Genomic DNA, 20946 nt, shown 5'->3' with positions numbered 1-20946 from the left:
TGGGTGGGGCGGGCCTCAGGGGGTCAGCCCCGCCCCGTCAGGCGCGACCCGGCGGGCGTACGCCGGTACAGCACCGTCCGCCCCGACCGGGAACGGGTCACGAGACCGGCCTGGTGCAGCACCCCCAGGTGGTAGGAGACCGTGGCGGCGCTCAGGAAGTGACGCGCCGCGAGCTGCGTGGTGGACGCCGGCCGCGCCAGCGCCCCCAGCAACCCCGCGCGGGTGGGCCCGAGCAGCCTGGCCAGCTCGGCGGAAGGGGCCGCCGGCGCGGCCGGCCTGTCCCGTACGGGATAGGCCACCATCGGCGGCCGCCGCCCGCCGCGCACCGGGTCGACGACCACGCTCGGCCCCGCCGCCACCAGCGACGGCACCACGATCACCAGGGGAGCGGCGATCCCCACCGAGAAGCGGCTCTCGACGCGCAGCGTGCCGCCGGTCCACCGGATCGCGGGGTGCAGCGAGTTGAACAGCCCCGCGGCGCCCTGCCGGGCCAGTACGCCCGCGCACCGGTCGACCTCCGCGTCGAGCGCGGCCCTCGCGCCGGGCCAGTGCGGGGCGAAGGCGAGCTCCCAGTAGCGCCGCAGTTCCTCCGCGACCTGCCGGGCGACGTGTCCGCCGCCCCGCGCCATCGCGCGCCGCACCCCGGGCGGCAGCTCCGACCCGGCCAGCCCGTTGCAGGGGCGGCCGTCCCGCAACGCCGCCAACTCGCCCAGCACGCGCCCGGGCGGCGTGGCACGCACCCGCTCCAGCTCCTCCTCGACGGTGGGCGAGGGACCGGACGGATGCGGGCTGAGGAAGTCCGGTAGGTAGCCGCCCCCGTCGAGCGCCAGCTCCGACAGCAACGGCAGCCGTGCGCGGCGCAGCACCCGACGGGCCCGCGTCACCCACGGATCGGCCTCCGGGTCCGGGCGCAGGCCCCACGGCAGCAGCGTCGCCGCGACCTCGTGCAGCGGCGAGACAGCGAAGTGGGACCGGGCCAACCCGGCGGCGTCCACGGTGAGTTCGATCATCCTTCTCCCTGCCGCCCCGCATCCCGGGTTCCTTCGAACGTGCTCGAATCGTGGCACGGAGTCTCGCCGTGGCGAGCCCCCTTGGCGCAGTCTGATGGCCGACGGACGGCAGGGGCACAGAGAGCGCCGGAGGGCGGGGGTGCGTGCGATGCGGGTGATGCGCGGGGCCGGAACGGCACGGGGGACGCGGAGGTCCGGAGCACGAGCGGCGGTGGCGCTGGCCGCCGCCGGCCTGCTGATGGTGGCGGGCACCTGCACGTCGTCGGCACAGGACCGGGGGGCCGCGGGGCCGGCCGGGGGGAGCGGGGGGCTCTCCGGCACCGCGGCCTGCCCCGGCCTGGACGGCTTCAGCTGTGCCACGCTGACGGTTCCGCTCGACCACAGCGGCGCGGTACGGGGCCGGCTGGGCCTGAAGGTCGCCATGGGCGACAACGCGGACGCCCCCAAGGGCGTCCTGCTGTTCCTGACGGGTGGCCCCGGACAGCCGGGCGTCCCCTTCGTGGAACGGATGCGCAAGGTACTGGAGCCGGTGCTCAAGGACTACCGCCTCGTCATGATCGACCAGCGCGGCACCGGCGGCGACGCACTGCAATGCCCCGCGCTGCAGGAGCAGATGGGATCGTCGGACCTGACGCCGCCCACCGCACGCGCGGTGCGGGACTGCGCCGCGGCCATCGGTCCCGACCGCCGCTTCTACGGCACCGGCGACACGGTCGCCGACCTCGAACTGCTCCGCCGCGCGCTGGGCGTGCGGAAGATGACCCTCGACGGTGTCTCCTACGGCACCTACACCGCCGAGCGGTACGCCCTCGCCCACCCCGGGCACGTGGCCCGGATGGTGCTGGACTCGGTGGTGCCCCAGACCGGTTACGACCCGATGGACCTGGCCGCGATGCGGGCCGCGCCGCGCGTGCTGACGGCGGCGTGCGCGAGCATCGGCTGCGCCACGGACCCGGCGGCGGATCTGGCCGAGGTCGTGGACACCTACGGCAACGGCGTCGACGTGCTGGACGCGCTCACCACCTGGGAGTTCGTCGACCCCGACTACGCGGACATGATCGACGCCCTCCACCAGGCCGCCGAGGGCGACCCGGGACTGCTCAACGGCCTCATCCAGGGCGTACGGCAGGGCAGCGCGGCGACCGCGGAGGAACTCAGCCAGGGGCTCCACGCCTCGACGCTGTGCCTCGACGGACGCTACCCCTGGGGCAGGTCGGACGCCCCGGTTGCCGGCCGGCGGGACGCGCTGGAGAAGGCGGGTGCCGAACTGACCCCGGCCGACCACGGCCCCTTCGACGCGGTCACGGCGACGGGCCTCGGCTCCATGCTCAGCTGCCTCGACTGGCCCCGCACCCCGGCCCCGCCGCTACCTGCCGCGCACCGGCGCCTCCCCGGCGTCCCGGTGCTGCTCCTCGGCGGCGACCGGGACCTGTCGACGCCCCTGGAATGGCTGTACGACCAGAAGAAGCTGACCCCGCGGGCCCAGGTCGTGGTGGTCCACGGCGCCGCCCACTCCGTGCAGAGCCGGGCGGCGAGCGACGAGGGCCGCCAGGCGGTCCACGACTTCCTGCTCGGGCGCTGACGGCCGCGCGGGCCGCAGGGGCGCCCGCATCCGTCAATCCGGATGCGGCGCCCTGCGGCCCGTGGTCTCCTGCACCCCATGACCGAGCCGTCCCCGCGTGACCGCATCGAGCGCTACTACGCCACGGTGCCGCTGCTGTTCGCCGAAGCCGAGAGGTTCGGCTCCCTGTGCCTGTTCGTCCGCAAGGAGCCCGGCACCCCCTACTACGGCGGGCCGGGCCACGCCCGCCCCGATGCGGTGGGCGGCCGCGGGGCGCCCTCCGCGGACGACATCGCCCGGGTCCGCGCCCGGCAGCGCGAACTCGGCGTGCCGCAGGCCTTCGAATGGCTCGCGGAGGTCACGCCGTCACTGCGCGGGAGCATCGAGGCAGCCGGTCTCCCGGTGGCGGAACGCCCCTTGATGGTCCTCGACCCCCGCCGTCCGCTGCTGCGGCAGCCCCTTCCCGACGGGGTCACGATCCGGGAGGTGCACGCCGACGATCCCGCGCTCCCCGCCGTACTGGCCCTCCCCGGGCTGGCGTTCGCCGACGAGGGCACCGCGACCGGCCCGGCGGGCCGCGCCGAACTGGCGGCGGCCGCCGAGGCGCTGCGGGCGGACGCCACCGTGGCGACGACCGCCCCCTCGCTCCGCACCGGCCACAAGACGCTCTTCGCCGCCTTCGCCCCCGACGGCACCCCGCTCGCCGCGGGCCACCACCATCCTGCCGACGGCACCACGGAGATCGGCGGCGTCGGCACCCTCCCCACCGCCCGCCGCCAGGGCCTCGGCGCCGCCGTGACGGCCGCCCTCGCCGCCCACGCCCGCGACCACGGCGTGCGCACCGTCTTCCTGGCCTACGCGCACCGGACCGTCGCCCGCATCTACGCCCGCCTGGGCTTCCGCCCGGCCGGTACCACCCTGCTCATCTCCGGTCAGCCGGCCCGCGGGCAGTAGCCGGCGAGGCCGGTCAGCCGTGCGGGTGGTCCGGCGCGCCGTCGACCCGGCGGGAGCCGCGGGCGTCGTCCATCCATCCCGGGCGCGTCCGGAGGAAGGAGAGGTCCTCGGCGGACGGGTCGGCCGTGTCCCGGAGGCGTTCGCCCTCCGCGGGGGTGAGGCGGGTGTACCAGGTCGTCAGGTCGTCGCCGCCGGACCAGCCGGGGTGCTCGTGGAAGCGGTGGAACCAGTAGGTCCGGCAGGCCGCGCAGCACAGCAGGGACTCCTGGTCGTGGTGGGACTCGTACAGCGTCCGCACCCAGGCGAGTTCGGGCCCGGCGCAGCAGTCGATGAAGCTCGGGGTCGCCACGGCGCGCGATCCTATCCCCCCGAGGACGGGCGCGTTCGGGGCGCCCGGTACCCTCTCGGCGTCCGGGCACGTGAAGCCCGTCACCCTCGACGAAGGCGGTACCCGGCCGTGGACCTCACCGCGACGTTCCAGATGACGGGACGGGAGTACCGCAGAGCGATCCGCAGTTCGCCCGCCATCCGTGGGGTCACCGTCCTCGGCCTTCTCCTGGCCCTGCTGGGCGCGCTGTCCCTGTTCTCGGACGAGCCGAAGAAGTGGCTGCTCTTCTACGGGATCGGCATGCCGTTCTTCCTCGAGGTCGTCGCGGTCCGTCTCGCCGTCCGCAGGATCGCGCGCCAGTTCGCCGAACCGTGGACCGTCCGGCTGACGGAGCAGGCCTACACGCTGCGCACGACCGTCTCGCAGGCGGAGGTCGGCTGGGACGCCTACCGCGAGGCCCGGGAGCGTGCGGGGTTCTGGTACCTGCGCCAGGTCAGCGGGGCCTACGGGTTCTTCCCCAAGCGGGCCTTCGACGAGACCCAGCAGGCCGTCGTCGCCGCCTTCTTCGCCCGGCGGCTGCCCCCGGTGAAGCGGCCCTGGTACCGGCCGTTCTCCTGACGGGGCGCGGTCGGGGGGCCGGCGTGTGCTGCCGGCCCCCCACCGGCGGTCAGGCGCGGGCGAGGAGTTCGAGGGTGTCGACGACCCGGTTGGAGAAGCCCCACTCGTTGTCGTACCAGGCCACCACCTTGATGTGGCGGCCGTCGACGCGGGTGAGGGCGGCGTCGAAGATGGACGAGGCCGGGTGGCCGGTGATGTCGCTGGAGACCAGCGGCTCGGTGGCGTAGTCGAGGATGCCCTTCAGCTTGCCGTCGGCGGCGGCCCGGTAGGCGTCCAGCACCTGCTCGCGGGTGACCTCGCGGGAGACCGTGGTGTTGAGCTCCACGATCGAGCCCACCGGCACGGGCACGCGGATGGAGTCGCCCGAGAGCTTGCCGTCGAGCTTCGGCAGCACCTTGCCGATGGCCTTGGCGGCCCCGGTGGTGGTGGGCACGATGTTCACGCCGGCGGCGCGGGCGCGCCGCATGTCGCGGTGTGGGCCGTCCTGGAGGTTCTGCTCCTGGGTGTAGGCGTGCACCGTGGTCATGAAGCCGTGCTCGATGCCGGCCAGGTCGTCCAGCACGGACGCGAGCGGGGCCAGGGCGTTCGTGGTGCACGAGGCGTTCGACACGATGGTGTGCCGGGCCGGGTCGTACTCCTCGGTGTTGACGCCGTACGCGAGGGTGACGTCGGCGCCGTCGGAGGGGGCGCTGACCAGGACCCGCTTGGCACCGGCGGCCAGGTGTGCGCGGGCGGCCTCCGCCGAGGTGAAGCGGCCGGTGGACTCCAGTACGACGTCGACGCCCAGCTCGGCCCACGGCAGCTTGGCCGGTTCGCGCTCGGCGAGCACCTTGATCCGGCGGCCGTCGACCACCAGCTCGGAGCCGTCCACCTCGACGGTGCGGCCGAGCCGGCCGAGCGCGCTGTCGAACTTGAGCAGGTGCGCGAGGGACTCGGGTGCCGTGAGGTCGTTGACGGCGACCACCTCGAGGTCGCTGCCGCGCTCGACGAGGGCGCGGAGGGTGTTGCGTCCGATGCGGCCGAATCCGTTGACGGCGATGCGGGTCATGGCGGGTTCCTTTCGTTGCCGCCTCCATGCTCCGCATGCGCGGGCCCTTGCGGCAGTGGCCTGAACGACAGCATGCGCAAGTATCCCGCCATACCTTGCGCCATCGATCGCGAGGATCCCGCCACTCCCTCGCCACTTCCTCCCGGTCAGGCCGAGAAGGTGTTCCGGTACTCCGTGGGGGAGGTCCCGAGGATGCGGTGGAAGTGCAGCCGCAGGTTCGCGCCGGTGCCGAGGCCGACGCGGTCGGCGATCTGCTCCACGCCCAGGTCGGTGCGTTCCAGCAGTTCGCGGGCCAGGTCGACCCGGGCCCGCAGCACCCACTGCATCGGCGTGTAGCCGGTGTCCTCCACGAACCGCCGTGAGAAGGTGCGCGCCGAGACCCGCGCGTTGCGGGCGAGCGTCTCCAGCGTCAGCGGTTCGGCCAGGTGCGCCAGTGCCCACTCGCGGGTGCCGGCGAAGAGGTCGCCGAGCGGCTCGGGCACGCTCCGGGGGACGTACTGGGCCTGGCCTCCGCTGCGGTACGGCGCCGCCACCAGCCGCCGCGCCACGTGGTTGGAGAGGGTGACGCCGTGGTCCCGCCGCACCAGGTGCAGGCACAGGTCGATGCCGGACGCCGCTCCGGCCGAGGTGAGCACGTCGCCCTCGTCCACGAACAGCACGTTCTCGTCCACCCGCACCAGGGGGTGCCGCTCGGCGAGGGCCTTGGTGTAGTGCCAGTGGGTCGTGGCCCGCTTGCCGTCCAGCAGGCCCGTCGCCGCCAGCGCGAACGCCCCGGTCGAGATGGCCGCGAGCCGGGTCCCGCGCTCGTGGGCCGCCGTCAGCGCGCCGACGACCGCCGCGGGCGGTTCGGCGCCGGCCGGCTCCCGGTAACCGGGGATGAAGACGGTGTCGGCGTCCTCGAACGCCTCCAGTCCTTCCGCCACGTGGTACGAGAGCCCGTCGCCGCCGGTCACCAGCCCGGGTGCGGCGCCGCACACCCGCACGTCGTAGGGCATGCTCGGCCGGTTGGAGAACACCTGCGCCGGGATCCCGACGTCCAGCGGCTTGGCACCCTCCAGCACGAGCACGACGACGTGATGGTTCTTCCTGCGGCTCAACGGGCCTCCTCCGGCTCTCCCGCCCGGTGGCGTGGCCGGCCACCACCGCAAGCATCCTGCCACCGGCCGCCCGGCGCCTCCCCGGCCCGGAGGCGGCGATGAGCCGAACACGGGATCTACGCGCGAAGAAATTTTAACATTCCATTGTCATGGACACTTCCCAACGGGCCGGGTCCGGGGCTACCAAGTGGTAGTCAACTCTCCGCCCAGGGAGGTTCCGTGAGACGCACCACGTCGTTGTCGGCCCTGACCACCCTGATCGTCACCCTGGCCTTCGGCCTGCTGTGGTCCACCCCGGCACACGCCGCCGGGCCCGCCTACGTCGCGCTGGGGGACTCGTACTCCGCCGGCAACGGAGCGGGCAACTACGACAGCGCCAGCGGCAGTTGCCACCGGAGTTTCAGCGCGTACCCGTACCTCTGGAAGAACGCCCACGCCCCCTCCTCCTTCGCCGACACCTCCTGCTCGGGTGCGGTGACCACGGACGTGACCAACACCCAGCTCGGCCCGCTGAACGCCTCCACAGGTCTGGTCTCCCTCACCATCGGCGGCAACGACGCGGGCTTCTCGGACGTTATGACGACCTGTGTGATCGGCTCCGACACCGACTGCGTCAACCGGGTCACCCAGGCGGAGAACTACGCCCGCAACACCCTGCCCGCCCGCCTGGACGCCACCTACAACGCGATCCGCGCCAAGGCCCCCAACGCCAAGGTCGTCGTCCTCGGCTATCCCCGCGTGTACACCCTGAACGTGCTGTGCGTCGGCCTGTCCGACACCAAGCACCGCAAGATCGACGAGGCCGCGGACGTCCTCGACGGCGTCATCGCCGCCAGGGCCGCCGCCCACGGCTTCGTCTTCGGCGACGTCCGGGGGACCTTCAACGGCCATGAACTGTGCTCCGGCGACGACTGGTTGCACTCCCTGGTGGTCTCGCCGAGCTGGGAGTCCTACCACCCGACCGCCAAGGGCCACTCGAGCGGCTACTACCCCGTGCTGAACGCCAACAGCTGACCACCCACCTCCCCGCAGACCCCGTACGGCCGCGCCCGAAGGGCCGTGCGGGGTCGCGTCATGCCGTCACCGACAAGTGAGTCGGTCAGAAAGTGGATGAGTGGCTGTATCACTCCTTGCGGTCGGGCCCTCCCTTTGCCACTCTTGGCGGGCCCGGTCCTGCTCCACGACCGGGTGGTCCGCGCGCCTCCCTCGTCCCCCCATCGCCATGCCGTGCTGCCCGCGTACGGCGGCTGACGACCGAACAGGATGCGGAATGTCTCTGACGCGCCGAAGAATGCTGATGGCGACCGCCGTGAGCGTGGTGACCGCCACCGTCGCCCAAGGCGGCCTCGCCGGCCTCGCGGCCGCCGCCCCCCGGACCACCGCCGACGACGGTTCCGTACCGGGCCTGTCGACCCTGGACCGTACGCTGCTGCGCGGCCCGGACCTCGGGTCCGGCTACCGCGGGATCGTCGCGGGGCCCGGCGAACCCCACCTCGTCCGCAAGGACCTGGCCAACGTCACCGCACCCACGGTGACCCGGTCGCTGATCGCCTTCGCCCAGATGTCCGACCTGCACATCGTCGACGACCAGTCACCGCTGCGCGTCGAGTGCCTCGACCGGCTCGCCGACTACGGCCCGCCGCACTACAACTCGTATCCCACCGAGTCCGCGTACCGCGCGCACGAGTTCCTGTCGACCCAGACGACCGACGCGATGTGCCGCGCCGTCCGGCAGGTCGGACGCGGACCGCGGACCGGCGCACCGCTGGCCTTCACCGTCGTCACCGGCGACGCGGTCGACAACTGCCAGTACAACGAGACCCGTTGGTACATCGACTTGCTGGACGGCAACACCGTCACCCCCGACTCCGGCAACCTCGCCCTCGACGAGAGCGTGAGCGGCGGGCGGTTCGGCACCGACGTCCACTACTGGCACCCGCAGGCCCGGCAGAGCCCCGCCGACAACAACGAGCTGGCCGGCTTCCCCCTGGTGACCGGTCTGCTCGCCGCCGCCCGCAGGCCCTTCACCGCGGGCGGCCTGCGCATGCCCTGGTACGCCGCCTACGGCAACCACGACGGCCTCGTGCAGGGCAACGTGGCGCCGGACGTCCTGCCGTTCGACCCGCTCAAGAGCATCGCGACCGGCTCGACGAAGATCACCCAGATCGAGGGCGTCCCCGACGTCTTCGACAACGGGCCCGCCTACTACATCGAGCTGCTGACGGACATCATCACCGGCGACTTCACCCTCGACACCGAGAAGGTCACCGCCGACCCGGCACGACGCCTGCTGGAGCGGCGCGAGTTCGTCGCCGAGCACTTCCGCACCACCGGCACCCCCGCCGGACACGGCTTCACCTCCGGCAGCGACCGGGCGTACTACGCCATACCCTCCGGCCCCTCCGACCTCGTCCAGGTCCTCGTGCTCGACACCACCAACCCGGGCGGCGGCGCGGACGGCGCCCTCGACCAGGCGCAGTGGGAGTGGCTGGACGCGCAGCTGAAGGCGAACAGCTCCCGCTACGAGACGGACCGGCCCAACGGCACGGGTCCCGGCACCGTCGTCACCCAGCCCGGGGTCAGGGACAAGCTGATCGTCGTCTGCTGCCACCACACGCTCGACTCGATGGACAACACGGACGACGACGCGCCCTACAGCGGCGCCGACCTGCGCGACAAGCTGCTGCGCTTCCCGAACGTCGTCCTGATGGTGGACGGCCACACGCACACCAACAACATCACCGCGCACAAGCCCGCCTGGACCTCCGCGCTCAGCGCCGGATTCTGGGAGGTGAACACCGCCTCGCACATCGACTGGCCCGTGCAGTCCCGGATCGTCGAGATCGCCGAGGGCGGCGGCCACCTGTCGATCTTCACCACCATGGTCGACGCGGACGCCCCGCTGTCGTACGGCGGGGACACCGGCACCCCCGCCGCGCTCGCCTCGCTGGCGCGCGAACTGGCCGCCAACGACATCCAGTCCGTCGCCCGCGGCATCGACCTGCGGCGCGGCGCACCGACGGCCCGCAACACCCAGCTGCTGCTCCCGCTGCCCTTCGCGCTGCCCACCGGAGCCGGCACGCCCGCGCCCGACTGGCCCCTGCTGCAGCAGGGCCAGAGCGGCACCCGGGTCAGGGCCCTGCAGTACCTGCTGAATGCCCGCGGGGTGGGGCTCGCCGTGGACGGCGTCTTCGGCATCACGACCGCCGCCGGTGTCCGTTCCTTCCAGACCTCGCGCGGTCTGCCCTCGAACGGCGTCGTCGGCCCCGCGACCTGGCAGCCGCTCGTCGTCGCGACGCTCAAGCAGGGCGACACCGGACCCGCTGTCTCCGCCGTGCAGTACCTGCTGAACACCCGCGGTGCGGGACTGACCGTCGACGGAGCCTTCGGCCCGGCGACGGACACCGCGGTGCGGTCCTTCCAGTCCTCCCGCGGCCTGCCCGCGGACGGCACCGTCCGGACCGGGACCTGGCTGAACCTGCTGGCCCCCTGACCCGACGAGGGCGGCACCACAGCAGGTGCCGCCCCGTCCCACGCCGGCGTGCTACTTCAGGCCGAAGGCCCGGGTGACGGTCTGGGTGATGCCGCCGCCGTTGTGCTGCTTGGCGGTGACGCGGATGGACACGTAACCCGCCCGGGCCGGCGCGTGGAGCTGCGCCTGCCAGGTGTCCTTGCTCGCCTTCAGGTCCTGCGGCTGCCAGGAGGCCCCGTCGTCGTAGGACACCTCGAGCTTGACCGAGGAGACCGCGTCCTTGGTCGCGTCACCACCGAGGACGACGGGAGTGACGGAGAAGGCCGACGTACGCTTCGCCTGCCCGGCGCGGTCCACCTCCGTTCCGTAGTCGAGCTGGACCAGCGGGATGACCTGAGCGTCGGCGGTTCCGGACTGGAACCTCCATTCGGTGTGCGTGGTGGAGGAGTACGGGGTGACGTCGGTGTTCCCCTGCGTGTCGACCACGAGCCGGTAGGGGAGCGTCTGCGGGGCCAGGTCGACCGCGACGAAGTCGGCGTACGGTCCGCTCTGGTACACCTTCTTGTCCCCCTGGTAGAGCGCGAAGTCCCGGGACATCAGGCCGGTGCTGCCGCTGTGGGCGGCTCCTCCGTCACCGAAGCCCGTGATGATGCCCGTCATGACGTCGCCGAATCGCTGCGGGACCTCGAAGCTGAGCATGCGCGGCCGGATGAGGGGGCCGAACCAGTTTTGGCTCTGCACGCTGCGCGGACGGTAGCCGACGACGTCGGTGAAGCTTGTGAGGCCGTCGGCGACGCCGGCGTACTGCTGCCATTTCACGCCGTCGCCGGCGGACACCCAGTCGGTTCGGGGACCCGGTGCGACCGGCTCCCTCGGAAATGTCGGGTTGCGCGGCCCGAAGCTGTAGGGATGGCCGGCGGGGTACTGCTCGTACGGCGGGCTGTCCTCCCGGCTCTCCCTGATCTGCTTGCCGGCGGGCGTGGCGAAGACGTTGTCGACGCGGGCGAGGCTGCCGGGGTCCGTCGACGCGGAGGGGTCGTCGGGCACGCCGCCGTGGTGGTAGTCGGCCAGGTCGTACAGGTACCGCGGCGAGGGATGGGCCTCGACCGCCAGCTTGGTCCTCCCCGGGGACGTGATCTCCTTGATCAGGTCGGCGCCCTCGTCGACGGTGAGAGAGGCGACCGGGAGGGGCCCGGTCGTGTAGCCGTCCGGGTCCCCGTACCAGTCGGTCAGGCGGCCGTCGATGTCGTTGACCACCAGGAGCATCGCCGCGCCCGCGGCACGTGCGGCCGCCGCCTGGTCCGCCGGGGCCACCCATGCGTCAGCACGGACGACCACGGCCTTGCCGCGGGCGGACAGCCCGACGTAGTCGGCGGGCCTGCCGGTGCCTGCGAAGACGGCCTCGACGTGCGAGGTGCCGTCCTGGAACGGCGCGGAACCGGGCTGCACCAGCAGGGTCTCGTCGAGGCTGCGCCCGCCGTAGGTGATCTTCAGCGGGGTCTGCTTGGCGCGGATCCGCGTGGTGAAGACGAAACTGCCCTTCTTCACCTTGCCCTTGGTCGGAAGCGCCCACAGGCTGTCGTACTCGGGCGAGGTCATGATGATCTCGTGCAGGGCCTGTGTGTCCTTGTACGTGGGCTCGCTGGAGGTGAAGGAGCGGTACAGGTCGATCCTGCTGTTGGTGACGGTCGTGGGCTCGGGCGTGTCCACCTTGACCGGGCGGATGCGCGACGCGTCCAGTTCCACTTCCCGGTCGGACCTGAGGTCCACCTCGGGCGCGGTCAGTACGGCGTACCCGAGGGAGTGCGGGCCGTTTCGGCCTTCGACGTCGAGGGTGGAGACGACGGTGTAGGAGCCGGGGGCCCAGCGGCTGGTGAGCCTGCCGTCCGGGACCCACATGACGGAGGTGGTCCCGTCGGCACCGGTGATCTCGACCTCGCCACTGACGGGTTGCCCGGACCGGTCCTTCAGACGGACCGTCAGGTCGTACTTCTCGGACTCGACGGACATCCCCATGGCCGTGTGCACGGCACCGGCCGCGAAGCGTGCGGTGACCTGGGCGGCGTACCGGCCCGCCGCGAGCGCCCTGGGGTCCGCGACGACGTCGACCGTCGAGGTGCCGCGCGCCGGAACCGTGACACGGTCGGCGGCCACGGTGAACGCCCCCGCGGGCGAGTCGCCGCGGTCCACCGTGAGCCGCAACGTGACGGCGCTGTCGGTGGTGTTGGTGTAGGTGATCTTCCGCTTGACCGGATTCCGCTTCTGGTCCTTGGTCCAGTGTACGAGTCCCGCGTCCACGGACCCGGTCGCGATGACCTGGTCCTGCAGGTAGGCGGTCGCGACGTCCAGGCGGCCGGCGCCGGCCTGGTAGGGGGTGTAGGCGGCGGTCAGCGCGCTGGTGCTCATCAGCGCGTCCTTGATCTGCTGCCCCGTCCACATCGGGTGCTTCTGGGCCAGCAGGGCCGCCGCCCCGGTGACGTGGGGCGCCGCCATGGAGGTGCCGCTGTCGGTGCGGTAGTAGCCCTCCGCCCCCGGCACCTGCTGCGAGTTCGCCGCCAGCACGTCGACACCCGGCGCGGTCAAGTCGGGCTTGAGGCCGTCGTCCCCCAACCGCGGTCCGGCGCCGGACCGCGAGTAGAGGACGTCGGAGGAGTCCACCGCGCCAACGGTGAGCGCGGCGTCAGCGGTGCCCGGCGCGCTCACGCTGTAGGGGCTGGTTCCCTCGTTGCCGGCGGCGATGACGAACAGCGCGCCCGTCTCGGCGCTCAGCTTGTTGACCGCCTGGCTCATGGGATCGTCCTGGGTGTGCCACGTCGACATGCCCAGGCTCATGTTGATCACCTTGGCGTGCTCGGTCCGCGCCGCCCATTCCATGCCGGCGATGATCCCCGAGTTGGCACCCGAGTTGTCGTCCCCGAGGACCTTGCCCACGATCAGGTCCGCACCGGGGGCGACTCCCCGCTCCTTCCCGCCGGAGGCGGCGCCGGTCCCGCCGACCGTGGAGGCGGTGTGGGTGCCATGGCCGTTGCGGTCGACGACCTCCTGGCCCTCGACGAAGCTACGGGACGCCACGACGCGATTGGCCAGGTCGGGATGGGTGAAGTCCACCCCTGAGTCCAGTACGGCGACCCGGACGCCCGCGCCCGTGCCACCGGCCTTCCACGCCTCGGGGGCCCCGATCTGCGCCGTGGTCTCCGCCAGGGTCCCCTCCGCCTTGGCGTCGAGCCACACCTTGTCGACATCGGCGGCGAACGAGGGGGCGCTCGCATCGTCCGGGCTCCCCGCGGTCCGCGCCGCCGACCGCGGGGCGTCCTGTCCGGTGGTGCCGGTGAGTGCCGACCAGAAGGTGGCGGCCTTCGACCGCTGGGCCTTGACGGCTGCTCCGTTGATGGACGGAAGCCCCAGGGTGGCCGTCGCTCCTGGCAGAGCCGTACCGGACGGCAGTGCGTCCTCGGTGGCACCGCCCTTGCGGGCGGTCGCGCCGCTGGACTGAGTGATGATCAGGGGCAGCGCGACGGTGTGGGCGTCGTCGTAGCCCTGGGCCACCAGCTGCGTGATGTTGAAGAGTTGCTTGTCGAGCCTGCCGGTCGCGATGTAGGGCATCGCCTCATCGGGATACACGTAGGTGTCGCCGTTCTCGACGGCGACACGCACCGAACCCTTGGTTCCCGACGCGCGCCGGACGTCGTCCACGGACACCGTCCCACCGGGCTCCTGAAACGCCTTCACCTTGTCACCGGTGATCAGCGTGACCGAGACCGGTACGCGCTGCGCGCCGCCCGGTCCGGCCGCAGCGCCACGCAGGGGCTGCGAAGGCGCAGCGCCGGACGCGGGAGCGACCGTCACACCGGCAACAACAACCGCTGCGATCCACACCGCAGATCTTCGGGATATGGGAAACCGCACGTGCCCTCCTGGGTTACTGATTGACCGAATCTGATCATCAGTGAAGTGCGGATGTAAAGTGCTTGAATTCGCACTCAACTGCCGGTAGGTTCAGCGCGGCTGTCCGCTGCCGGCCACTTTTCGCGGGGTTCTCGGGCGTGGGGGTTTCCGTCCGGATTCGGCGGCATTCAAAGAAGCCTCGCGCGCCCCCGCCGAGCACAGGCCATGCAGGGTGAGTGGCGAACTCCGCCCCGGTGAACGGTCACATGAGACGCCGCCGCTCCCGGATGGAAGGGCGGCAAAGTGGACGCCACCGATCACTCCTCTGTGACGGCAGTTTTAACACTCACGAAACCTGGAGGCGATGAACTATGTGTTGAGTAATTCCGGATTCCCAATTGTTGTGCCGGATGGCGCAAAGATGTGCGATGTCTGATGTGAATTCAGGGGAGGCTTCAGAGCGGCAGCGGCGTCACCCAGTTCGGCCTTCGGCCCTCGGCCGGTGGACCCGGCTGTCGGGGCCCTTGGCCCCTGCCCGGGACCGGCGGCCGGCCCGCGGTGAACGGCGACGGGGCGGGCGCGGAGTCCCTCCGCGCCCGCCCCGTCGCCTTCAGCGGATCAGGCGAGCAGTTCCACCTCCGCCAGGGTCGACTCGGTGTCCAGGACCAAGCGGTACTGGGTGTAACCGCCCGGGGAGGCGACCGAGAAGGCCCGGGTCTGGCGGTCCCAGGTGAAGGACTCACCGGAGCGCTTGTCGAGGGTCTTCCAGTGCGTGCCGTCCGAGGAGCCCTGGAGGGTCCAGCCGGTGGGGGCCTTGGTGCGGTCCGACGACGAGGTCAGCGTGTACTGGACGGCCTTGGTGCGTCCGTCCACCGGAAGGTCGACGGTCGTGGCCGCCGCGTCCGTCGCCGAGGTGTTGTCGAACAGGGCGCCGTCGCCCTTGAGGGCGTCCGCGCGGGGCGCGGGCACCTCGTCGTCCTGGGTGATCGACACCGGCGCGGCGTTCTTGCCGGTGCCCCACGACGAGGGCTTCGGGCCCATGGCGAACTCCAGCACACCGCCCTTGGCGAGCAGCGAGTGCGGCAGCGAGGTCGACGTCCAGGAGCGGCCGTTGACCTTGAGGCCCTGCACGTACACGTTGCGCGTGCTGTTCTTGGGCGCCTTGACGACCAGGTCCTTGCCGTTCTCCAGGTGGACGGTCGCCTTGGTGAACAGCGGGGAGCCGACGGCGTACTCGCCGCTGCCCATCACCAGGGGGTAGAAGCCGAGCGCGGAGAAGAGGAACCAGGCCGACTGCTCGCCGTTGTCCTCGTCGCCGTGGTATCCCTGCCCGATGGCGCTGCCGGTGTAGAGGCGGGAGAGCACCTCGCGGACGTTCTTCTGCGTCTCCCAGGGGCGGCCGGCCGCGTCGTACATGTACGTGACGTGGTGGGCCACCTGGTTGGAGTGCCCGTACATGCCCATCCGGACGTCGCGGGCCTCCGTCATCTCGTGGATGACGCCGCCGTAGGAGCCGACGAACTCGGGCGAGGCGGTCTCCGGGGTGGAGAAGTACGCGTCGAGCTTCTCCGCGAGACCGTTGCGGCCGCCGTACAGGTTGGCCAGACCCCGGCTGTCCTGCGGGGCGGTGAAGGCGTAGCCCCAGCCGTTGGTCTCGGTGTAGTCGTAACCCCACACCCGCGGGTCGTACTTCGCGGAGTCCACCCGCCAGTCGCCCTTGGCGTCACGCCCCTGGAAGAAGCCCGCCTGCGGGTCGAAGAGGTTGACGTAGTCCTGGGCGCGGTTGAGGAAGTACGCCGACTCCTCCTTGTAGCGCTTCTTGCCGGTCTTCTCGTAGAGGGCCTTGCCCATCTCGGCGATGCCGTAGTCGTTGAGGTAGCCCTCCAGCGCCCACGACAGGCCCTCGTGGGTGTCGGTGCTCGTGTAGCCGAGGAAGGGGGAGGTCGTCATCCCCTTGCGGCCCACGCCCGACTGCGGCGGGACGACCGTCGCGTTCTTCACGGCCGCGTCGTACGCCGCCTCGGCGTCGAAGTTCACGCCCTTGACGTAGGCGTCGGCGAAGGCCACGTCCGAGGAGGTGCCCGTCATCAGGTCCGCGTAGCCGGGGGACGACCAGCGCGAGGTCCAGCCGCCGTCCTTGTACTGCTGCACGAACCCGTCGACCATCTCACCGGCCTGGCCGGGCGTCAGGAAGGAGTACGCCGGCCACGTCGTCCGGTAGGTGTCCCAGAAGCCGTTGTTGACGTATACCTTGCCGTCCACGATCTTCGCGCCGGTGTGGGTCGGGGTGTCGGGACCGGGCATCGCGGAGAACGGGGACGCGTACTGGTACGTCGACCCCACCTTCTCGAAGCCGGAGTTGGGGTACAGGTACAGCCGGTACAGGCTGGAGTAGAGGGTCGTCAGCTGGTCCGTGGTGGCACCCTCGACCTCGACGCGGCCCAGCAGCCCGTCCCACTGCTTCTGCGCGCGCTTCTTCACCGTCTCGAAGGAGGTGCCGCCCGGGATCTCCTGGCGCAGGTTGTCCTTCGCCTGGTCGATGCTGATCAGGGAGGTGGCCAGCCGCAGCGACACGGTGCGGTCCTCGCCGGCGTCGAAGCGCAGGTAGCCCTTGACGCCGCTCGACGTGCCCTCCGTGACGGGCGCGTCGAATTCGCCGTACAGGAAAAGCCGGGTGGCGCCGGTGGACAGCCCGGACTTCACGTCGGAGTAGCCGGTGAAGGTGCCGGTCTCCTTGTCGAGCGTCAGGCCCGCCTGCTCGGTGACGTTGTCGAAGAGCACGCTCGCGTCGTCACCGGGGTAGGTGAAGCGGAGCACGGCCGCGTGGTCGGTCGGGGCCATCTCCGTCTTCAGGCCGTTCTCGAACCTCACGCCGTAGTAGTAGGGGCGCGCCGTCTCGTTCTCGTGCCGGAAGGCCAGGGCCCGTGCGCCGCGTGCCGTGTCCGGGGTGCCGGAGGCGGCCGACGGCATCACCTGGAAGGTCTGCCGGTCGCCCATCCAGGGGCTGGGCTCGTGGCTGGCGCTGAATGCCTGGATCGTGGGCAGGTTGTCGGAGTTGTTCGCCTTGGCGTAGTCGTAAAGCCAGTTGAGGGTGCCCGCGTTGGTCACCGGCGTCCAGAAGTTGAAGCCGTGCGGCACGGCCGTGGCCGGGAAGTTGTTGCCGCGCGAGAAGCTGCCGCTGGAGTTGGTCCCGCGGGTCGTCAGCGCGTAGTCCGACAGGTGCGCCTTCGGCTTCTCCTGCGCGAGCGGCTCCAGCGTCACGTCGTCCAGCCAGCCGCGGAACTTCGCCGGGCCCTTGGGGGAGTCGTACGCCACCAGGATGCGGTCGACGGTCTTGCCCGCGGCGACCGACCCGATCCGGGAGACGACGTCGTTCCACTGGTTGACGTAGAGCACCTTGGCCGCGCCCTGCCCCTGCGGGGTGAGCGCGAAGCCGTGCTCGTCGGTGGCGCCCAGACGGCTGAGGGAGGTGCCGTCGGTGAAGACCAGGTCCACCGAGACGTTGGTGGCGTCGTAGTCGCGGTCGCCGTCCGCCATCGACGGGTAGATCCGGTACGACAGCGCGGTGTCCCGGCGGACGGGGACGTCGACGTCGAAGACCTTGTTGTACGAGTACGCCCTGCCGTCGCCGGTGTGCCGGCCCGCGTAGCGCAGCGCCCGCGTACCGGTGAAGCCGGCGCCCGACTTCGCCGTCGGCGAGCCGCTCGGGCCGCGGTCGACGAGCGAGAGCATGTCCTGCGGCACCGGGTCCCCGGTGGAGCCCGTGGACAGTTGCAGGTCGGCGAGCTGCGTGATGCCCGACGCGCCGTTGTTCCTCGATATGTCGATCCGGAAGTGCTGGTACTCGGCGGGCTCAGCGAGGTCGTACGACTTCGTCTGGAACCGCTCGGGGAAGGACTCGCCGGAGCGGGTGTCCAGGGTCTTCCAGTCCTTGCCGTCGGTGGAGCCCTGCAGGGTCCAGTCGCGCGGGTCGCGTTCCGCCGCGTCGTTGGCGGAGGTCAGGGCGTAGGTGACGACCTTCGCGGGGCCGTCGAGGTCGAACTCCACCCAGCCGGTGGGCTGGAAGACCAGCCACTTGGTCCCCGGCTCTGCGTCGACGAGGTTCTCCTTCACCTCGCCCGAGTCCGCGTACTCGCCGTTGGCGCGGATGTCGGTGACGTGGTCGTTGAGGTTGCCGGGGATGCCGGTGCTGTAGCCACCGTCCACGCCCGAGGCCCGCTTGGACCCGTCCGCCGCGGTGTCCACCGTGTTGCGCCAGTCGGGCGCCGGATCGCCCGACTCGAACGACGACGCGAAGGTGTCGACGTGCGGCCCCGGTTCGGGCACGGCGACCGCCGCTTGCTGCGTGGCCGCGGCCAGGGCGAGGGCGGTCACCAACACGACCGCCGAGGAAGTCCATCTGTGCCGGGCAGCTCTCTGCTGCATATGCGCGAGCACCCCTTCTGCGCCTAGACAACGTTGTCAAGTTCGCTGTGCAAGGGCTAGTAGGGGGTCAAGGCACCGGTGGTGTCAAGGGTGTTGGTGTGACTTTCGGACCGGCGGGGGTCGCGGACACCCGCCGGGGCCGGGCGCGGCAGGTGTGAAGCGGCGTCAGACCCGGGGCGGAGACGCCGTCACGTCGGCGACCGGACGCGTGGGTGTACGCGGCCGAGCCGGCCTCCCGGCCGGCTCCGGGAAAGGGGAGGCCGCCGAGGCCCGGTGCGGACCGGGCCCCGGCGACGGCGGGCCGTCAGACCAGGTCGGGGCGCTGCCACTCCTCGCCCAGCACGTGATGGGCCAGGAATCCGAGCACCGTCGCGTACCACAGGCGGACGTTGTTGGGCTTGAGGATCCAGTGGCCCTCGTCGGGGAAGTACAGGAACTTCGCCGAGACCTCGAACCGCACCAGGTCGTTCCAGAGCGCCAGGCCCTCGCCGATCGGCACCCGGTAGTCCTTGTCGCCGTGGATCACCAGCATCGGCGTGGTGATCTGCGCGGCCCGCAGGTGCGGGGACTCGCGCTCGTACCGCTCGGTGCTGACCAGCGGGTCGCCCTGGCGCCGCATCCAGTACGCCGGGAAGTCTGTGACCTGCGCGAAGCTGTACATGTTCCACAGGCTCGCGTGGGTGACGATCGCCTTGAAGCGGTCGGTGCGGGTGGCGATCCAGTTGGCCATGTAGCCGCCGTACGAGCCGCCCATCATCGCGGTGCGCCCGCCGTCCAGGTCGTCCCGCAGCAGCGCGGCGTCGGTCAGCGCCATCACGTCGTCGTACGGGGCGCCGCCCCAGTGCGCCCAGCCGCGTTCGTGCATCTGCTGGCCGTAGCCGGTGGACAGCGCCGGGTCCGGCAGCAGGACCGCGTAGCCCGCCGCGGCCGCGACCCACGGGCTCCAGCGCCAGTGCCAGGCGTTCCAGCTGGTCTGCGGGCCGCCGTGCACCCACAGCAGCAGGGGCGCCGGGGTGTCGGCGCTCGCGCCGTCCGGCAGCACCAGCCAGGCCCGCAGGGCCGTCCCGTCCTCGGCGGTGGTGTGCACCTCGGTGAGGCTGCCCGGCAGCACGGTGTCCTGCCCGGGGCAGGGGAGCACAACGGGCTGCTGCCCGGGCGTCGCGGCGTCGAGCCGCACCGGGAGCGGAGGGCTGTCCACGGCGGAGCGCAGCGCGTACACGGTGCCGCCGTCCGGGCTCACCACCACGTCCGAATACGTACCGGACGCGGTGAGCGCGACCAGTTCGCCGCTGCCGGTGGAGAGCCGGAAGACCGGGCCGTGACCGCCCTCGTCGGCGGCGAAGTACACCACCGGGGCGCCGTCCTGACCGGGAACCGGCGAGACGACCGGGGAACCCGGCCACTGGCCGAAATCAGGCAGCAGGTCGCGTCCGGGGTCCTGGTCGTCCGTGGCGCTCGTCAGCCACAGCGTGACGTCACCGGGGGCCTCCCAGGTGACGCGCCGCCGTCGGGCGCACACCAGGTCCCGGCCGTCCGGGGTGAACGCCGGGGCGCCGAACTCCGCGTCGGGGGACTCCAGCATCCGCAGCGGCTTGCCCGTCTCGGCGTCCGCGACGACGACCACGGAGCGGACCTCGTCGGGGAGGGTGCCCACGGCCGTCGCGTAGGCGACCAGCGAGCCGTCGGGGGAGAGCGCCACACCCTCGGCGAAGGCGGCCCGGCGCGCGCCGCAGTCCACGAGGGCGGGCTGCTCCGCGGTGGCGTCCGCGGCGGTGAACATGTGCGGGATGCCGGGGCCCAGGTCGTGGTCCCAGTACCGCACCGGCACCGACTCGTGCAGGATCGCCGAGACCTTGGCCTTCCGGCGGGCCTCGCGTAGCCGCTCGTCGTGCTCCGCGTCGGCCGCGCCGGGCAGCAGGGAGGCCCCCAGGGCGACCCGGGAGGCGCCGGTGGCCGTCGCGTACTCGCCGATCCCGCCGGGCCTGGCCAGCAGTTGCGCCGCCTCGCCGCCGCCGGCCGGCAGGCTCCACAGCGCCGCCTCCTGCCGGTCGTCCTCGCCGTCGCCGGGGTCGGCGACCGGACGCGAGGACAGGAAGAGCAGGGTGCCGTCGGGCAGGAACCCCGGGGCGGACTCGCCGCGCCCCGAGCGGGTGAGCCGCCGCGCCGGACGCTCCCCGGCCGGGTCCACCTCCCACAGGGCACCGATGAACCGGGTACGGTCGGCGGACAGTTCCTGCACCGACGTCACCAGACGGGTCCCGTCCGGTGACAGCGCGAGCGAGGAGACGCGGGGCAGCGCGAGGAACGCCGCCAGGTCGTGGAATGCAGTGGATTCGGGCATGAGGATCATCCTGAATCCCCGGGGCGGCCCCGCACCAGTGCCCCTGGCGGCAAATCGCGGTCAAAGACGCAGGCAGCGGCGGCCCACGACGACCGTCGGCGGCCTGTCGCGACCGCCCGCGCCGGGAGGCGGCCACCCCGGTCGCTACAACCCTGGGCGAACGTCATGTGTCTTCCGGGTGACGGAACAGCGGGCGTTGCCGGCCGG

At 72.0% G+C, this 20946-nt stretch carries 12 protein-coding genes; 5 read left to right on the top strand and 7 right to left on the bottom strand.

What is annotated here, in order from left to right:
• Positions 1-23 precede the first annotated feature (23 nt).
• Positions 24-1010 carry an ArsR/SmtB family transcription factor gene (locus tag ACFYYN_RS13310; RefSeq protein ID WP_500323564.1) on the bottom strand — a complete coding sequence of 329 codons (987 nt, stop codon included), beginning with the start codon at positions 1008-1010 and terminating at the stop codon, positions 24-26.
• A 211-nt stretch (positions 1011-1221) separates the two neighbouring features.
• Here ACFYYN_RS13310 and ACFYYN_RS13305 point away from each other — a divergent pair, with 211 nt between their 5' ends.
• Both ACFYYN_RS13305 and ACFYYN_RS13300 read left to right on the top strand, forming a co-directional pair.
• A complete protein-coding gene (locus ACFYYN_RS13305; RefSeq protein WP_500545836.1) occupies positions 1222-2592 on the top strand; it encodes an alpha/beta fold hydrolase in 1371 nt (456 codons plus the stop codon).
• Positions 2593-2670: 78 nt separating this feature from the next.
• Positions 2671-3525, top strand: a complete 855-nt coding sequence (locus tag ACFYYN_RS13300) for a GNAT family N-acetyltransferase (RefSeq protein ID WP_500545835.1) — start codon at positions 2671-2673, stop codon at positions 3523-3525.
• A 13-nt stretch (positions 3526-3538) separates the two neighbouring features.
• Here ACFYYN_RS13300 and ACFYYN_RS13295 read toward each other — a convergent pair whose 3' ends face one another.
• Complete coding sequence (locus ACFYYN_RS13295) at positions 3539-3874, bottom strand: hypothetical protein (protein WP_500545834.1); 336 nt, start codon at positions 3872-3874, stop codon at positions 3539-3541.
• A gap of 108 nt (positions 3875-3982) precedes the next feature.
• Here ACFYYN_RS13295 and ACFYYN_RS13290 point away from each other — a divergent pair, with 108 nt between their 5' ends.
• Complete coding sequence (locus ACFYYN_RS13290; RefSeq protein ID WP_500356978.1) at positions 3983-4471, top strand: YcxB family protein; 489 nt, start codon at positions 3983-3985, stop codon at positions 4469-4471.
• 49 nt (positions 4472-4520) lie between these two features.
• Here the strand turns inward: ACFYYN_RS13290 and gap are convergent, their stop codons facing one another.
• Together gap and ACFYYN_RS13280 are read right to left on the bottom strand one after the other, a co-directional pair.
• On the bottom strand, positions 4521-5519 hold the full coding sequence (gene gap, locus ACFYYN_RS13285) for a type I glyceraldehyde-3-phosphate dehydrogenase (RefSeq protein ID WP_500323571.1): 999 nt from the start codon (positions 5517-5519) through the stop codon (positions 4521-4523).
• Positions 5520-5665: 146 nt separating this feature from the next.
• A complete protein-coding gene (locus tag ACFYYN_RS13280; protein WP_500545833.1) occupies positions 5666-6616 on the bottom strand; it encodes a GlxA family transcriptional regulator in 951 nt (316 codons plus the stop codon).
• Between the two features lie 219 nt (positions 6617-6835).
• Here ACFYYN_RS13280 and ACFYYN_RS13275 point away from each other — a divergent pair, with 219 nt between their 5' ends.
• Together ACFYYN_RS13275 and ACFYYN_RS13270 are read left to right on the top strand one after the other, a co-directional pair.
• The gene (locus ACFYYN_RS13275; RefSeq protein WP_500545832.1) at positions 6836-7630 is read left to right on the top strand and encodes an SGNH/GDSL hydrolase family protein; all 795 of its coding nucleotides are present in this window, start codon (positions 6836-6838) and stop codon (positions 7628-7630) included.
• A gap of 283 nt (positions 7631-7913) precedes the next feature.
• On the top strand, positions 7914-10109 hold the full coding sequence (locus tag ACFYYN_RS13270; RefSeq protein ID WP_500545831.1) for a TIGR03767 family metallophosphoesterase: 2196 nt from the start codon (positions 7914-7916) through the stop codon (positions 10107-10109).
• A 51-nt stretch (positions 10110-10160) separates the two neighbouring features.
• Here ACFYYN_RS13270 and ACFYYN_RS13265 read toward each other — a convergent pair whose 3' ends face one another.
• From ACFYYN_RS13265 to ACFYYN_RS13255, 3 genes are all read right to left on the bottom strand, one after another.
• The gene (locus ACFYYN_RS13265; RefSeq protein WP_500545829.1) at positions 10161-13787 is read right to left on the bottom strand and encodes a S8 family peptidase; all 3627 of its coding nucleotides are present in this window, start codon (positions 13785-13787) and stop codon (positions 10161-10163) included.
• Positions 13788-14591: 804 nt separating this feature from the next.
• Positions 14592-18398, bottom strand: a complete 3807-nt coding sequence (locus tag ACFYYN_RS13260) for a GH92 family glycosyl hydrolase (RefSeq protein ID WP_500545828.1) — start codon at positions 18396-18398, stop codon at positions 14592-14594.
• A 304-nt stretch (positions 18399-18702) separates the two neighbouring features.
• Complete coding sequence (locus ACFYYN_RS13255; RefSeq protein ID WP_500545827.1) at positions 18703-20739, bottom strand: S9 family peptidase; 2037 nt, start codon at positions 20737-20739, stop codon at positions 18703-18705.
• Between the last annotated feature and the right edge of the window lie 207 nt (positions 20740-20946).

Source organism: Streptomyces sp. NPDC001902 (genome assembly GCF_042891295.1).
Classification (GTDB): Bacteria; Actinomycetota; Actinomycetes; order Streptomycetales; family Streptomycetaceae; genus Actinacidiphila.
This window is presented reverse-complemented; position numbering and strand designations above follow the sequence as displayed.